Raw genomic sequence first — 14,862 nt, forward strand, 5'->3', positions numbered from 1 at the left:
GGAATTTTAATGCGGGCCGGGGCGCGCGGGCAAGGAAAACTCGGACAGGAAAACTCGGGCACACTCAGTCCGACCCATGCACGAACCGCTCGAACAGGTCGGGCGTCCCCATCTGCCCGCCCTTGAGCATCACCTCCATGCCGTCCAGGGCGGGCGCGTCGCTGTGCAGCCGGCACAGGGCGACGCCCGGCGCGATCCGCCGCAGGTAGGACAGTCCCCAGGCGTCCAGGGCCTGCATCGCCAGGCTGGAGCTGTCCCCGCCCGCCACGCCCAGGCGCGCCGGCGGCGTTTCGCGCAGCACCGCGTCCAGCAGCCGGCCGCCGGCGCGAGCCAGCCGATGGCTCTGGACGCCGGCCGTGCGCATGCCCCGCGCATTGCCGATCCAGGCGAGCACATGATCGCCGTCCCGCAGATGGGCGGCCAGTCGGCGGGCGGTCCGGTCACAGTAAACGGGATCCTCGTCCGCCAGCCGCCGCGGGTCCAGACGGACCCGGCGATAGGATCCGGCGGCCGCCACCTGCCGCGCCGTCATGGGCGACAGGCTGCCCGCCAGCAGCAGGACCGGTCCTTGCGCCGGCGACACGCCATCGGCCGCCGCGTCCGCGCCCGCGCTCCACTGGGTGCCCAAGGCCTCGATCACGCTGCTGGGCCCGACCGCCAGCACGGGCTCGCGGCCGGCCAGTCCGGCCAGCGCCGCGCCGATCGGCGCCAGATCCCCGGCCTGCGCCACATCGAACAGGACGGCCGCCGCGCCGGCCGCGCGCAGTGCGCCCAGGCGCTCGATCACGGCGGACGCGCCCGCGGCGCAGGTCCGATAGTCCAGCGATGCCACGCCCTCCAGGCCCAGGCGGGAGAAATGGCGCCGCAGGTCGGCCTCGTCCATGGGCGTGACCGGATGGCGGCTCATGGTGGGATGGCGGTCGATCCGGTAGACCTCGCCGTCCGCGGCCGCGAACAGCTGGGCGTACAGGCAATAGCGCCCCAGGCTGGGCTGGCCGCCCACGACGAGCACGGGACCGGCCCCGGGCGCCGCCGATCGCAGCGCCTCCACGGCCACGGCGATGTTGCCCGCCTGCGGCGCGCTGTCGAACGTGGAGCAGACCTTGTAATGGATCACGCCCGGCGCCAGTTCGCGGAAGAACGCCGCGACGGGAAGCAGGGCCGCCCGCATCGCCTCGGGCGCCAGGGCCCGCGTCGCCCCGGCGATCCCCAGGCAGTCGAGGGGGCCCACGCGCCGCAGCTGCGCGGGAGTCGGCACGCCGAAGAACAGCAGGGCGCGCAGGCCCGCGCGCGCGGCCGTGGCCAGCGCGTCGGTGGCGCCCGTGAAATCGTCGCCGTAGAACGCCAGGCGCGGCGCGGCCGCGCTCATCGGGAGCCGAAGAACGCCAGCGCCCGGGCCAGTTCCGGCGCCTGGCGGGCCTGCTCGGCCAGCGGCACGCCGGCACGGACCGCCGCCCAGGCCTGGCGGATGCTGGCCACCCCCGCGGCGGGCCCGTCCGGATGGGCCAGGATGCCGCCGCCCGCCATGAACAGCAGGTCGTCGCGGCCGATCGCCTCCCAGGTGGCCGGCACGGTGCCGGCCCACTGGCCGGACGAGAATGCCGGCATCACCGTATCGTCGCGCGCCGATCCCCGCGCCAGCGGCGTGTAGCAGTCGCGCGCCGCCTCGACGACTTCCGCGTCCGACTGGGAAAACTTGCCCCGCAGGCCATGGACGTGCATGTGGTCCACCCCCGCCAGGCGCCACAGCGTCTGGTAGGCCTGGAAGCCGATGCCCAGCAGCGGATGGCGCGACAGGGCGCCGAAACCGTTGCGATGGCCGTGCAGGGCCAGCGGCGTATGGCGGCGCAGGCTCTGGATGGCGGAATAGCCGCAGGCGTTCAGGCTGGCCATGACGCAGGAGCCGCCTTCCCGTTCGACCAGGTCGGCATGGCGCCGCATCGCATCGGTTTCGCCGGTGATGTTGAACGCCACCATGACCCGCTTGCCGGTGCGCTCGGCATGCGCGCGCACCACCCGCATGACGGCGGGAATGCGCTCGGCCAGCGGCGCATGCGCCGGGTCGGCGCAGACTTCGTCGTCCTTGATGAAATCCACGCCCGCCGCGCACAGGCGCCCCACCAGTTCGGCGGTCTGTCCGGCCGAGAGGCCGACGTTGGGCTTGATGATGGTGCCCACCAGCGCGCCCTCGGGCAGCCCCACGGCGCGGCGCGTGCCGGCGATGCCGGCGCGCGGAAAGTCGAAGCCGGCCCGATAGGCCGCCGGCACGCGCAGGGTCTCCAGGCGCAGGCCCGTGACTTCGCCCAGGTCGTACAGATTGCCCGCCACGGTGCTGGCGAGCGTCGGCAGGTTGGCGCCGATGTTGGCCGTCGGAAACGAGATCTCGATGCGCGCCCGGCGCCACGGCCCCTGCACCCCCCGGCGCTCCAGGAAGGCATTGGACAGGCTCGGCCGGTCCGCTTCGTCGAGCGGCCGGACCGATTCCACCGTGGCGCGCGCCCGCGCGCGCAGTTCGTCGGTCTCCCCGGCCACGCGGGTGAAGGTGCCGCAGGACTGTTCGCCGGCCATGACCTCCGCCACGGCGGCGGGATCCAGGGGCGTCTCGATCACGTAGCCGGCCAGGATGCGGTCTTCATTACAGCTCATGTTGCCCCCTTGGCGCTACGCGCCTTCCCCCCGAGGGGGAATTCGCGCTTGGGGCGGCCCGGCGCGCTCATGCCACCCCCAGATCGGGAAACGGGCGCACCGGGTCGCGGCCGTCCCACCCTTCCGCCGCCTCGCGGATCGTCTGGAACAGGCGGCCTTTCGGGCCCGCGACCTCCGACAGCTCGATCACGGTCCCCGGGTGGTATTCCGTGTCGAAATAGACGAAGCGCCCGCGTTCGCCGACCTCGCCGCTCATCTTCGGCCGGAAGCCCTGCGCCAGGAGGCGTTCGAGGTCGGCGTCGTACTCTTCCGTCCAGTAGGCCACGTGCTGCAGGCCGATGCGTCCGGCGCGCAGGAAGTCGCGGTACATCGACGGCACGTCGTTGCGCGTCTGGATCAGCTCCACCTGGACGAAGCCGGAATTGGCCAGGGCCACGGAATTGTGCGGCTCGTAGGCCTCGCCGCCATAGCGGTAGTTGGCGATGGGCACGCGCGGGTTGTAGTACCAGGGGCCGACGCCCAGCGTCTTGCTCCAGTATTCCATGGCCGCCTCGATGTCGGGCACCACGTAGCCCAGCTGGCGGATCTGGCCGAAGAACCGGCTCATAGACATGCTCCCAGAAAAGGAATCAGGAATCGAAAATCGGGAATCAAAAATCGGAAATCGGAAATCGGGAGGAATCAGGAATCGAGGAAGCCGATGGAGATCCACGGAATGGCCGCGACCAGGATCAGGCCGACGATCAGGGCGGACATGTATCCCCAGATCGGCCCGACTCCTTCCTCGGGGTCCACCTTCCCCACGGCGCAGGCGCCGTAATAGCCCACCCCGAACGGCGGCGCGAACAGCCCCACGCCCATCGCCAGGACCACGACCATGGCGTACTGCACCTCATGGATGCCCACCGCCCGCGCAATGGGAAACATCAGCGGGCCGAACAGCACGATGGCGGGAATGCCCTCCAGCACGCTGCCCAGCACGATGAACACCACCAGGGAAACCGCCATGAAGGTGTATTTCCCGCCCGGCAGCCCGGTCATGGCCTCCGCCAGGTCGTGGGCGAAGCCCGATTGCGTCAGCGCCCAGGCCATGCCCGTGGCGCAGCCGATGATGAAGAGGATCGCGCCCGAGAGGGTCGCGGTCTCGACCAGGATGGCGGGCAGGCGGGAGAAATCGAACTGGCGGTACAGCAGCAGCCCCGCCAGCACGGCATAGGCAATGCCGATGGTGGACACCTCCGTGGCCGTCGCCACGCCTTCGACCACCGCGGCGCGGATCACGAACGGCAGGGCCAGCGCCGGCAGCGCGACGAGGAAGGTCCGGCCGATCTGGCTGCGGGAAATCGGCGGCACATTGCTCAGATCCTCGTTCCGGTAGCGCCGCCGCACGATGACGCACAGCGCCAGGCCCAGCACCAGCCCCGGCAGCATGCCGCCCGTGAACAGCGCGGAAATCGACACGCCCGTGACCGAGCCGATGGTGATCAGCACGATGGACGGCGGAATGGTCTCGGTCTGCGCGCCGGTGGTCGACAGCAGGGCGATCAGGTCGCCGGGCCTGGCGCCCCGCTTCTTCATCTCGGGCAGCAGCACCGGCGCGATCGCCGCCATGTCGGCCGTCTTGGACCCCGAGATCCCCGACACCAGGTACATGCCGCCGATCAGCACGTAGTTCAGGCCGCCGCGCACGTGGCCCAGCAGGCTGGCCAGGAACTGGACCATGGCGCGGGCCATGCCGGTCATCTCGATCAGCATGCTCAGCAGCACGAACAATGGCACCGCCAGCAGGATCAGGTGCGACATGCCCTCGTCCAGCCGGCCCGCCAGGACCACCATTGGCGTGCGCGTGGTCAGCGCCAGGAAGCCGAAGGTCGCCAGGGCGAAGGAAAACGCGATAGGCACGCCGGCAAAGACGCAGGCGCCGACCACCCCGGCAAAAAAGATCACCAGGTTGAGCTTGCCCAGCGGCATCAGCAGCGGCCCCATCAGCCAGAAGGCCAGCGCCAGCGCCACGGCCGCCAGCACCGCCGGCAGCACCTTGCCGGCCGGCCCGCAGCGCAGCAGCCGCACCACGCATACCGCCAGCATCAGCACGGTCCCCGCCGGCAGGGCCGAGGCCCGCCAGGCGTTGCTGATCTCCATCGCCGGAGTCACGATGACGGCCTCTTCCGCCGCGTACTCCCAGGCCGGCATCAGCAGCAGCGCCAGGAACACCAGGGCGGCGGCCAGGGCGAAGGCGTCCAGGAACAGGCGCGTCCCGGGCGCGCAGCGCGATACCAGCGCGGTCATGCGCATGTGCGCGCCGCGCCGCAGCGCGATGACGGCGCCCAGCATCGACAGCCACAGGAACAGGATGGCCGCGAGCTCGTCGGACCAGACGATCGGCTCGTGAAAGACGTAGCGCGCCACGACGCCCGACAGCAGGACGCAGACTTCGGCCAGCACCAGCAGCATCGCCGGCCATTCGGAGACGATGCCCAGGGCGCGGTCCAGCCAGGCCAGCGCGCCGGCGCCGGCCGACGCCGCCTCCCTTCCAGGATCGCCCGCCTCCCAGGCGGCGGGGCGTCGTGGCTCGCCATCATCAGGACACCTTGCCGACCGAGGATTCCAGCAGGCCCCAGGCCTCGTCGCCGAACTTCTGCTTCCACTCGGCGTAGAACCCGGCCTTGCGCAGCTGCTCGCGGAAGCTCTGCGCGTCGGCGGCGTTGAACTGCATGCCGCTGGCGCTCAGCTTGTCCTGCAGCGTGGTGTTGAGCCGGGCTAGGTCGGCGCGCTGCTGCAGGCCCGCCTCGTTGAAGGCGCGCGTGTAGATCGTCTTCAGGTCGTCGGGCAGGGCGCGCCAGGCGCGGCCGTTGATCACCAGATGGTAGCCATCCCAGCTGTGGTTGGTCAGCGAGCAGTATTTCTGCACCTCGTACAGCTTGGCGGTCTCCACGATGGCCAGGGGATTTTCCTGGGCATCGACGACCTTGGTCTGCAAGGCGGAATAGACCTCGCTGAACTGCAGGCTGGTCGGCGCTGCCGACAGCGCCTTGAACAGCGAAATGCCCATCGGGCTGACCGGCACCCGGATCTTCATGCCTTCCAGGTCGGCCGCGGTCGCCACCGGCCGCGTGCTGGTGGTGATCTGGCGGAATCCGTTGTCCCACATCTTTTCCAGCGTATGCAGGCCGACCTTGGCGAAGGCGGCCCGGATGCCATTGCCCAGATCGCCATCGACGGTCTTCCAGACCTCCGCATCGTCGGCGAAGGCGAAGCCGATGGCCGTGATCGCGCTGATCGGCGCCAGGGTGGCGATCACCATGGTGCCGGCATTGAACATCTCGATCCCGCCGCTGCGGACCTGGGCCAGCATGTCGGTGTCCCCGCCCAGCTGGTTGTTGGGGAACACCTTGACCGCCATCCGCCCCTTGCTTTCCTCCGCGACGCGGGCGGCCGCCTCCAGCGCGCGGATGTTCAGCGGATGGCTGGTGGGCAGGTTGTTGCCGAACTTGAACTCGTATTCGGGCGCGGCGGCGCGCACGAACCGGGGCAGTCCGATCATCGAGGCGGCCAGCGGCAGGCCCGCCAGCGTGCGCAGCGCGCCGCGGCGCGTGTAGGTCTTCCGGGATTGATTCATGTCTCCGTCTCCTGTGGGGTACCGCGTGCCGGCGTCGAGGCCGGCGATATCGAAAGTTGCAAGGCATCCGGTCCGGCCATCCGGCGCCGGCCGGGATCTCCTCGATGGATGTGAACGGGCCCTAGTTGCAGCGGGCGTGCAGGCCGCCGTCCACGAACAGCTCCACGCCGTTGATGTAGCGCGCCTCGTCCGAAGCCAGGAACACGGCCGCATGGGCCACGTCCCAGCCGTCGCCCATGCGGCCGGTGGGCGAAAGCCGGTTGCGCGCCGCCACCATGTCCTCCGCATCCGGGTAGAACCCGGCGATCTGCTGGTAGATGTGCGGCGTGTCCATGACGCCGGGCAGGATGCAGTTGGCCCGGATGCCCTTGGCCGCGTACTGCAGGGCCACGCTCTGGGTCAGCGAATTGACCGCCCCCTTGGAGGCCGCATAGGCGCAATAGGCATAGCCGGCCCAGCGGACCCCGCCCAGGGCGCCGATATTGACGATGGCGCCGCGGCCGCGCGCCTCCATGTGCGGCAGCACCGCCTTGCAGGTCAGGAACATGCTCTTGACGTTGACCGCCATCACCCGGTCCCAGACGTCCTCGCCGGTTTCGACCGGCCCGCCCCGGGAGGTGATGCCGACATTGTTGTGCAGCACGTCGATCCGGCCGTAGCGCGCCAGCGCCTGGTCCACCACCGAGCGGATCTGGTCCAGGTCGATCACGTCGGCCTGCAGGTCCAGGGCGTCGCCGCCTTCGGCCCGGATCAGCTCGCAGGTCGATTGCGCAGCCTGCGGATCGCGGTCGACGGCCACGACCCGCGCCCCCGCCCGCGCATAGGCGACGGCCGCCGCCTTGCCGTTGCCCCAGCCTTCGCCCACCGATCCCGCGCCGAACACCAGCGCCACCCGGTCCGCCAGCCTGCCTTGTGTCTCCATCCTGCTTTCCTTGTCTGCCTCGTCTCGCGTCCCGCTGTCGTCCCGGGACTGTTGTGGTTAGGATAGGGGCGCCGCGGCCAAAACGGAAAGCCGGTTTCTTGATGTGTTTTGAGGTGTTCATCGCGGATCGCGGTATTCTGTCCCGGGGCGGCATCGGTGCAACACCGGTACGGTATCGGTGCTGCGCCGGTGCCGTCCCGCCCGCGGGCCGCCGCGTCCGCGGGCGCATCGATCGACAGGAGCCGCCCCATGCCCTCTTCCCTGCCCACCCTGCTCGACGTCGCCCGGCTGGCCGGCGTTTCCCCGGCCACGGTGGACCGCGTCCTGCATCGGCGGCCGGGCGTGCGGCACGCCACCCTGCAGCGCGTCATGAAAGCCGCCGCCGAGCTGGAATACCTGCCGCAGGCGCAGCTGTACGCCGCCATGGCGCCGCCGCCCATGCGCCTGCTGTTCATCCTGCCGGACCGCAGCAGCCGGTTCCTGCAGATGCTCGGGGAATGGGTGCGGCACTCCCAGGAGCACTGGGCGCCCTTCAACGTCGGCTGCCGCGTCGCGCCGGTGGACAGCTTCGATCCCGACGCCCTGGCCCGCATCCTGCGGCGGCGCGGCCGGCAGAGCGACGGCGTGGCCTTCATCGCCCTGGAGGATCCCAAGGTGCGGGACGCCGTGGCCGAGCTGGCCGAACGCGGCATCCCCAGCGTGACGCTGGTGTCGGACCTGACGCACTCGCGCCGCGCCGCCTACGTCGGCCTCGACAACCGGGCGGCCGGGCGCACGGCCGCGCACCTGATCGCCCGCTTCGTCGGGCCGTCGCGGCCCGCCAGGATCGCCCTGATCGCTGGCTCGCTCAGCTACCGCGCGCACGAAGAGCGCGAGGCCGGCTTCCTGAGCCTGTTCGCCGAACAGTACCCGCACATGCGCGTGCTCGGCCTGCGGGAAGGCTACGACGACACGCGGGCCAACTACCGCCAGACCGCCGCCCTGCTGAAGGAGCACCCGGACCTGGCCGCCATCTACAACATCGGCGGCGGCGCGGAAGGCATCGGCCAGGCGCTGAAGGAAGGCGGCCGGCAGCACGACATCGTCTTCATCGGCCACGGCCTGACGCCTGACACCCGCGCCCTGCTGATCGACGGCAGCATGGATGCCGTCATCAACCAGACGCCGCTGACCACCCTGCTCAACAGCATCCGCATCTTCACCAACCTGCGCGAGCACCGCAGCGTGCTGTCCGGCGTCGAAGCCACGCGCATGGACGTGATCTTCCGGGAAAATCTGCCGTAGTATCTGTCCAGTTCCCGCGCACCCGAACGGAGCCTCCCTTGTCCATCAGCCCGATCACCAACGAACTCCTGCACGCCCTGTTTCTCATCGCCATCGCCGCCGAGGCCATGACCGCCGCGCTCGCGGCCGGGCGGCGCGAAATGGACTGGCTGGGCGTGTGCCTGCTGGGCTGCATCACCGCGCTGGGCGGCGGCTCGGTGCGCGATCTGCTGCTGGACCACCACCCCCTGTCCTGGATCGCTCACCCGTCCTACCTGCTGATCACCGGCGGCGCGGCCCTGGTCACCATCGCGCTGGCCCGCTTCATCCATCCGCTGCGGCACCTGTTCCTGTTCCTCGACGCCGTCGGTCTGGTGGTCTTCACCGTGATCGGCTGCGACATCGCCCTGGGCCTGGGCCTGCCCTGGAGCATCGCCATCGTCTCGGGCATGATCACCGGCTGCGTGGGCGGCGTGCTGCGCGACGTGCTGTGCAACGAAGTCCCGCTGCTGTTCCGCGCCGAGCTCTACGCCACGGTGTCCATCGTCGCGGGCGCCCTGTACGTCGGCGGCCTGGCGCTCGACCTGCACCAGGAGACCGTCACCGCCGGCGCGCTGGCGGTCGGCCTGGCGCTGCGGCTGCTGGCCCTGCGCTTCGGCTGGAGCATGCCCAAATTCGTCTACACGCGCGACCTGCATTGACGCGGGGCGCGCCGGGCGCCAGTACCGCCCCCCGGTGCGCCGCGCAGTCCGCAGCGCGCGGCCGGCGTCGCGCATCGGGTGCCGACCCGGGCGGCGCGGGATGTGACGGCGCCCGATGCGCCGGAGCGGCGTTTGCGCGACAATCATTCCTTGTCCGCCCTTCCCGTCCCTGGGGATCCCCATGTTTCTGCACACCCTGCTGCTCGTCATGACGATCCACGCCGTGGCCCTGGTCTCGCCCGGCCCCGACTTCGCCGTCGTCACCCGCCTGTCCATCGTCTCGGGCCGGCGCGCCGGCCTGTGGGCGGCGGCGGGGGTCGCCAGCGCCATCGGCGTCTACACCCTGGTCAGCCTGCTGGGCCTGACCCTGGTGCTGGCCGCCCTGCCGGGCCTGTCGCGCGCCCTGTCCATCGCCGGCGCGCTCTACCTCATGTGGCTGGGCATCCAGTGCCTGCGCTCCAAGGGCCACATGCCCGAGTCGGGCTCCGCCGCCCTGGGCGGACGGCGCGCCTACGTGACCGGCTTCTTCACCAACCTGCTCAACCCCAAGGCCATGCTGTATTTCGGCTCCATCCTGTCCCAGGCGGTCACGCCGGACCTGGGCGGAGCCCACCTGGCCGTGGTCTGGACCGTGCTGGTGGCCGAATCCCTGCTGTGGTTCGCCCTGGTCGCCACCCTGTTCTCGGCCCCGCGCATGCTGCAATGGCTGCGCACCCGCCTGCGCTGGTTCGACCGCGCCATCGGCGTGGTGCTGCTGGGCCTGGCGGCCAAGGTCGGCAGTTCGGGGATGTAGCGCGCGCGGCGCCGGCGCGCCGGCGCCGGACGCCCTGCCTTGGGCGGGCGCCGCGGCGGGGCTGGTCCGTGCCGCGCCGCTGGCCCGGTCCGCGCCGCCTCAGGCCACCCTGCCGTCCCGGCCCGCTTCCATGGCGGCCGGGCAGCCGCTGTGAAAGCGGAATTCCGCGTCCGGCGACTCGATCAGCTCCTGTTCCACCGCGCGGATCCGAAGCACCGCGCGCTCCACGTCGCGCGCCTCGCCGAAGCGGCGGGCGAACCGCAGATAGCCCTGGTAGTGGCGACTTTCCGATTGCAGCAGCCCGGCGTAGAACGCGGCCAGTCCCTCGTCCAGGTGCGGCACCAGCGCGGCGAAGCGCTCGCAGGAGCGGGCCTCGATGAAGGCCCCGACGATCAGCGTATCGATCAGTTTCGCCGGCTCGTGCGTACGCACCGCCGCCCGCAGGCCCGACGCATAGCGGCTGGCCGTCAGCGGCCGCAGCGCGATGCCGCGCCGCTTCAGGATGCGCAGCACCTGCTCGTGGTGCACCAGTTCTTCGCGGGCCAGCTTCGACAGCGCCGCCGACAGCTCGGCGTCCTGGCCGTAGCGCGCGATCAGGCTCATCGCGGTCGCGGCCGCCTTCAGCTCGCAGTTGCGGTGGTCCAGCAGCAGCACATCCTGCTGCGCCAGGGCGGCCTCGACCCAGGCGGCGGGCGTGGGGCACGGCAGGAATTCAATCAGATCGGCGGGCAGTTCGGGCAGGTTCATCCGGGACTCGGGATTCAACGGTCGGTGGAGGATCCGGGGCGAGGCGCCCCGCTCGCCACAGGCGACGGCGCGGGTCCGGGCATGAAGCGCCAGGCGATCAGCCACCCCAGCGCCTGCACCGCGCACAGCGTGGCCACGGTGCCGGGCCAGCCCCCCAGGGTATAGGCGACGCCGCAGCTCCAGGCGCCCGCGAAGCCGCCGCAGTAATACGCCCCGTAGTACAGGCCGCTGGCCAGCGAGCGGCCGCTGGTGACCCGGTGGGCGATGAAGCTCATCGTCGCCGACTGCGTCACGAACACCCCGCAGGCCGTCACGGCCAGCGCAGCCACGATGGCCCAGACCGGCGCCGCCAGCGAGCCCAGCACGCCCAGCGCCGACACGGCCACCGCCGCCAGCACCGTGCGCCGCGAGCCGATGCGCGGGATCACCTGCCCCGCCAGCGGCGTGATCACCACCCCCAGCAGATAGACGCTGAAGATGTTGGCCAGGTCGCCCGGGCTGAAACGATAAGGCGCCGCCGCCAGGTGCAGGTTGACGAAGGTGAACAGCCCGACCAGCGCGAACAGTACCGTGAAGCCCAGCGCGCACGCCACCTGCAGCGCGGGATTGCGCAGCAGCCGGCCCAGCGACGCCAGGTTGTCGGCGATCCGGACATTGGCCACGAAATGGCGCGAAGGCGGCAGGCCGCGCCACACCAGCCAGGCGCCCACCAGATTGATCGCCGTCATCGCCCCGAACGCCGTGCGCCAGGCCATGAACTCGGTCAGGTGCCCCATCAGGAAACGCCCCAGGAAACCGCCCAGCACCGAACCGGTGACGTATCCGGTGACCAGCCGCACCATCGCGGCGCCGCGGAACTCCTCGCCGATGTAGGCGATCGCCACCACCGACACGCCCGGCACCGCCAGCCCCTGCAGGAAGCGCAGCACCAGCAATCCGTGCACGGACTGCACCTGCGTCATCAGCGCCGTGGGCACGGCCAGCGCGAACACCGACACCGTGATCAGCCATTTGCGCCCCAAGGCGTCGGACAGCATGCCGATGAAGGGCGAGATCAGCGCCACCGCCAGCACCGTCATCCCCACGGCATTGCCGATCTCGACCACCGTGGCGTTCAGGTCCCGCTGCAATTCGGGCAGGATCGACTGCACCGAGTACACCTGGATGAAGGCGAACACGCCCACCAGCGCCACGGTCAGCAGCAGGGGCACGGTGAGGCGATAGTGGTCGTCGGCGTCGGGGGATGGAGAGGCGGGCATGGAGAAAGGGCCTGGGAATGCGGGCGCGGGTTCGTTCGCCCGCAGCCCTTGGACCGTTAGATTAACAGTTGGCGCGGCCCGCTCGCTGACGACACCCTGACGCCCGTGGCCCGGGGTAAGCTCATGCTCGACATCCCGCAACCACCCCGCCCGGACCGGACCGACACGCCATGCTGACCATTCTCGGAAAACGCGCCTCCATCAACGTCCGCAAGGTCATGTGGACCTGCGACGAACTCGGCCTGGACTGGCGGCAGGAAGACTGGGGCGCGGGGTTCCGCGATACCCATGTCGATGAATTCAGGGCGCTCAACCCCAACGCGATGGTGCCGGTGCTGCTCGACGGGGATTTCGTGCTCTGGGAATCGAACAGCATCATCCGCTATCTCGCCAACCGCCAGGGCGACGAGGCCCTGTACCCGCGCGAGGCCCGGGCGCGCGCCCGGGTGGACCAGTGGCTGGACTGGCAGGCTTCCGACCTGAACCGGTCCTGGAGCTATGCGTTCATGGCGCTGGTCCGGCGATCGCCCAGCCATACGGATGCCGATCAGGTCGAGGCATCCCTGCAAGCCTGGACCGGCTTCATGAAAATCCTGGACGGCCGCCTGACCGAGACTGGAGCCTTCGTGGCCGGCACCGATTTCAGCCTGGCCGACATCGCCATCGGCCTGTCCGTGAACCGCTGGTTCGAGACGCCCTTCGACCATCCTCCGCTGCCGGCGGTCGAGGCTTATTACCGGCGGCTGGGGGAGCGGCCCGGGTTCAGGGAACATGGGGGGAATGGGGTGGCTTGAGGGGAGGCATGGTCACTGCGGTTCATGATGTGCCTCAATCGATCACGCCCAAGAACTCTCCGACCACACGATAACGATGTTCGTCGTCGCTGCTGATCTCGAGCGTCGCCATGTTGGGATTGTATGAGCGGGGTTTCAAGAGAATTCTCTGGTGCTGCCATCCATCTTCGGTGTCAATCTTGAGGCTCTGGTATTCCTTGACGGTATATCGTGAACCTGAATCATCATCCTGGACCTCGGCGCACTCGACCAGCACGATCTTTCCGTTCCGGCTGCCGCCAGGGTTCAGACGGAAAAGGCAGATGGCACCGTTCGGAATGATCTTGTTCATCGACTCTCCGACCACCCGACAGGCGAAAATATCTCTTCCCACCGGCAAGCCCTGCGGCACGGCGACCCAGTTTTCATGCTCGACATGCTGAAGCCCGCTGAAACCGCCTGCGGCGGCCTGCAAGTCGTAGAGAGGAACCGCATTGACGTAGTCGTCCCTGAAAAATTCATTTGTCCTGTTTCAGGCCGAATTTCCGGCGATCCGAGGCCACGGATTTCGATAGGGCAGGCAGCCCACCGGATCAACCCAATCGCCTCTTGAGCCCATCATGGGCATCAGGCGTTGAATCTGACGACCAATCCACGCAATAAATCGGCACAAAAATAAAGGGCCGATGCCCTTGCGGGCAATCATGCGCAGCAGCCACTTGATATTGAAGCCTGCCGCGCACAACACCGCATGGATCGCATCACCCGTTTGGCCTTTCAAATGACAGCGATTCATTCCATGATCGCTTTTCAGATGCCCAATGACCGGCTCCACCGCCTGGCGCCGTTTAAGCATTCGGCGCTCCTGGTCGGTGAGACGTTTGAATTTGCCTCGGTGTTTAAGGCTATATTCCGGGATCTCGGCATCAACGCCTCGATAGCCCAGATCCGTGTAGACGGTCTGCGGAGCCACGTCCACCGCCTCCATCAGGATGCGGGACTGCTCCAACTGCTCGGCCAGTGTGTGGCCATCGTACGGATTGCCAGGGAAGCTGCGTGCTCCCACGATCAGATTCCCCTTCAAGGTGGTGACAATGCCCACCTTCACTCCAAACTCATAGGGCGTACGGGCCTTGCCCTTGCTGATGCACTCCACCTCATCGGCGTGCCAGCTGTAGACCTTGTCTTTTCCCTTCACCTTCGCGCCCCGACGGCTCTGAGCCGCGATCTTATGTGCGCGAGCCAATAACGGGTCCAAGGCGTCCTGGATGCTCTGCGCCAGCACCGTCTTGTTGCGCTCAATGTCACGCGCCAGACGGCCCAGAATCGTGCGCTGGCGCTTGATCGTCTTATGCATGCGCCGATACTGCTTGGCATGCGCATAGCGGCCCGCTTTCCTGGCCAGCTCCCGGCCTTCCTTGGCGTAGCTCTGCTTTAACGCAATGCCGTGCGCCTTGGCCGCGCAGGCGATCTTCTGGCGCGCCACCTCCAGCAAACGGCTGTCGGTGGGATGCGCCACCGCCTTGGCTTGCACGGTGCTGTCCACTATCACCGACTGCATCGCCGTGCGCTCGATCAGCCCCAGCTTGATGGCCACCACCAAAGTCTGCACCAGCAGCTCTTCGACGCCTTCCTCACCCAACAGCCCCCGGAATCGGCTGATGGCGCTGGGATCGCACGGCAGGCGATTCTCGAAATACTCCTGCCCCGAAAAATACTGCCAGGTGGGTGCATCGCTCCAGCGTTCGCAGACGCCTTCATCGCTCTCGTTGAAGGTGTGCTTCAGATACAGCAGCGAAATCATCAGCCGCATCGGCAGCCGGGGACGCCCCGCGTTTGAATGGCCGGCCCCTACCACGGCCATCGTCGGGCCAAACAGATCAATATCCTCAACCTGCCGGCCGGTGCGCACCTGACGCGCAAAACGGTGTGCGACAGCCGCCTCCAGTTCCTGCCAAGGAATATGCGTGGCAAGCACCGCCAGGGGTTTACGCAGATCAATCATCTGGTCCAGGCGGCTGCGGAAAAAATCGTCAATCTGACTCATGCGGTTTCGGGGCAATCTCCCAGAAAATGAGCCCCAGCGGGCTGTTTTTGGGGGATTTGATAGTCTGGAGTGGCTTTATTTTACAATAAAAT

General features: G+C 68.8%; 14 protein-coding genes. 4 read left to right on the forward strand and 10 right to left on the reverse strand.

Features of this window, described 5'->3' with window-relative positions:
* Positions 1-64 precede the first annotated feature (64 nt).
* The 6 genes from BN940_RS15655 to BN940_RS15680 form a co-directional block, all read right to left on the reverse strand.
* Positions 65-1,369, reverse strand: coding sequence for a four-carbon acid sugar kinase family protein (locus tag BN940_RS15655; protein WP_043684492.1), 1,305 nt, complete (start codon positions 1,367-1,369; stop codon positions 65-67).
* Positions 1,366-2,646 carry a ribulose-bisphosphate carboxylase large subunit family protein gene (locus BN940_RS15660; RefSeq protein ID WP_043684494.1) on the reverse strand — a complete coding sequence of 427 codons (1,281 nt, stop codon included), beginning with the start codon at positions 2,644-2,646 and terminating at the stop codon, positions 1,366-1,368. Before BN940_RS15660 ends, BN940_RS15655 begins: the two co-directional genes overlap by 4 nt.
* A gap of 67 nt (positions 2,647-2,713) precedes the next feature.
* Positions 2,714-3,253 (reverse strand): VOC family protein, encoded by a 540-nt coding sequence (locus tag BN940_RS15665; RefSeq protein WP_043684496.1) that lies wholly within the window; start codon positions 3,251-3,253, stop codon positions 2,714-2,716.
* A gap of 74 nt (positions 3,254-3,327) precedes the next feature.
* Entirely contained in the window at positions 3,328-5,100 is a 1,773-nt protein-coding gene (locus tag BN940_RS15670; protein WP_084330734.1) for a TRAP transporter large permease, read from the reverse strand.
* Between the two features lie 127 nt (positions 5,101-5,227).
* Positions 5,228-6,265: a TRAP transporter substrate-binding protein gene (locus BN940_RS15675; RefSeq protein WP_043684499.1), complete on the reverse strand. Its 1,038-nt coding sequence runs from the start codon at positions 6,263-6,265 to the stop codon at positions 5,228-5,230.
* Between the two features lie 121 nt (positions 6,266-6,386).
* Complete coding sequence (locus BN940_RS15680; protein WP_043684501.1) at positions 6,387-7,187, reverse strand: SDR family NAD(P)-dependent oxidoreductase; 801 nt, start codon at positions 7,185-7,187, stop codon at positions 6,387-6,389.
* 249 nt (positions 7,188-7,436) lie between these two features.
* On the opposite strand from BN940_RS15680, the gene BN940_RS15685 reads away from it, so the two are divergent.
* From BN940_RS15685 to BN940_RS15695, 3 genes are all read left to right on the forward strand, one after another.
* Positions 7,437-8,471: a LacI family DNA-binding transcriptional regulator gene (locus tag BN940_RS15685; protein ID WP_043684504.1), complete on the forward strand. Its 1,035-nt coding sequence runs from the start codon at positions 7,437-7,439 to the stop codon at positions 8,469-8,471.
* A 44-nt stretch (positions 8,472-8,515) separates the two neighbouring features.
* Complete coding sequence (locus BN940_RS15690; protein ID WP_277355910.1) at positions 8,516-9,151, forward strand: trimeric intracellular cation channel family protein; 636 nt, start codon at positions 8,516-8,518, stop codon at positions 9,149-9,151.
* Positions 9,152-9,332: 181 nt separating this feature from the next.
* Complete coding sequence (locus BN940_RS15695) at positions 9,333-9,944, forward strand: LysE family translocator (protein ID WP_043684506.1); 612 nt, start codon at positions 9,333-9,335, stop codon at positions 9,942-9,944.
* Positions 9,945-10,043: 99 nt separating this feature from the next.
* On the opposite strand, the gene BN940_RS15700 is transcribed toward BN940_RS15695, so the two are convergent.
* Both BN940_RS15700 and BN940_RS15705 read right to left on the reverse strand, forming a co-directional pair.
* Entirely contained in the window at positions 10,044-10,691 is a 648-nt protein-coding gene (locus BN940_RS15700; RefSeq protein ID WP_043684509.1) for a MiaE family protein, read from the reverse strand.
* 14 nt (positions 10,692-10,705) lie between these two features.
* The gene (locus tag BN940_RS15705; protein ID WP_052355953.1) at positions 10,706-11,950 is read right to left on the reverse strand and encodes an MFS transporter; all 1,245 of its coding nucleotides are present in this window, start codon (positions 11,948-11,950) and stop codon (positions 10,706-10,708) included.
* Between the two features lie 170 nt (positions 11,951-12,120).
* Between BN940_RS15705 and BN940_RS15710 the strand changes: the two genes are divergently transcribed.
* A complete protein-coding gene (locus BN940_RS15710; protein ID WP_043684512.1) occupies positions 12,121-12,744 on the forward strand; it encodes a glutathione S-transferase family protein in 624 nt (207 codons plus the stop codon).
* Between the two features lie 34 nt (positions 12,745-12,778).
* Here BN940_RS15710 and BN940_RS15715 read toward each other — a convergent pair whose 3' ends face one another.
* Both BN940_RS15715 and BN940_RS15720 read right to left on the reverse strand, forming a co-directional pair.
* The gene (locus BN940_RS15715; protein WP_193786171.1) at positions 12,779-13,198 is read right to left on the reverse strand and encodes a S24 family peptidase; all 420 of its coding nucleotides are present in this window, start codon (positions 13,196-13,198) and stop codon (positions 12,779-12,781) included.
* 57 nt (positions 13,199-13,255) lie between these two features.
* Positions 13,256-14,770 (reverse strand): IS5 family transposase, encoded by a 1,515-nt coding sequence (locus BN940_RS15720; RefSeq protein ID WP_148304855.1) that lies wholly within the window; start codon positions 14,768-14,770, stop codon positions 13,256-13,258.
* Between the last annotated feature and the right edge of the window lie 92 nt (positions 14,771-14,862).

It is taken from the genome of Castellaniella defragrans 65Phen (genome assembly GCF_000612685.1).
Classification (GTDB): domain Bacteria; phylum Pseudomonadota; class Gammaproteobacteria; order Burkholderiales; family Burkholderiaceae_B; genus Castellaniella; species Castellaniella defragrans.

Coding starts and splice junctions, on each gene's coding strand:
- BN940_RS15655 (WP_043684492.1), bottom strand. CDS start 1,369: ATGAGCGCGGCCGCGCCGCGCCTGGCGTTCTACGGCGACGATTTCACG.
- BN940_RS15680 (WP_043684501.1), bottom strand. CDS start 7,187: ATGGAGACACAAGGCAGGCTGGCGGACCGGGTGGCGCTGGTGTTCGGC.
- BN940_RS15670 (WP_084330734.1), bottom strand. CDS start 5,100: ATGCTGCTGGTGCTGGCCGAAGTCTGCGTCCTGCTGTCGGGCGTCGTG.
- BN940_RS15695 (WP_043684506.1), top strand. CDS start 9,333: ATGTTTCTGCACACCCTGCTGCTCGTCATGACGATCCACGCCGTGGCC.
- BN940_RS15665 (WP_043684496.1), bottom strand. CDS start 3,253: ATGAGCCGGTTCTTCGGCCAGATCCGCCAGCTGGGCTACGTGGTGCCC.
- BN940_RS15700 (WP_043684509.1), bottom strand. CDS start 10,691: ATGAACCTGCCCGAACTGCCCGCCGATCTGATTGAATTCCTGCCGTGC.
- BN940_RS15685 (WP_043684504.1), top strand. CDS start 7,437: ATGCCCTCTTCCCTGCCCACCCTGCTCGACGTCGCCCGGCTGGCCGGC.
- BN940_RS15660 (WP_043684494.1), bottom strand. CDS start 2,646: ATGAGCTGTAATGAAGACCGCATCCTGGCCGGCTACGTGATCGAGACG.
- BN940_RS15675 (WP_043684499.1), bottom strand. CDS start 6,265: ATGAATCAATCCCGGAAGACCTACACGCGCCGCGGCGCGCTGCGCACG.
- BN940_RS15710 (WP_043684512.1), top strand. CDS start 12,121: ATGCTGACCATTCTCGGAAAACGCGCCTCCATCAACGTCCGCAAGGTC.
- BN940_RS15705 (WP_052355953.1), bottom strand. CDS start 11,950: ATGCCCGCCTCTCCATCCCCCGACGCCGACGACCACTATCGCCTCACC.
- BN940_RS15720 (WP_148304855.1), bottom strand. CDS start 14,770: ATGAGTCAGATTGACGATTTTTTCCGCAGCCGCCTGGACCAGATGATT.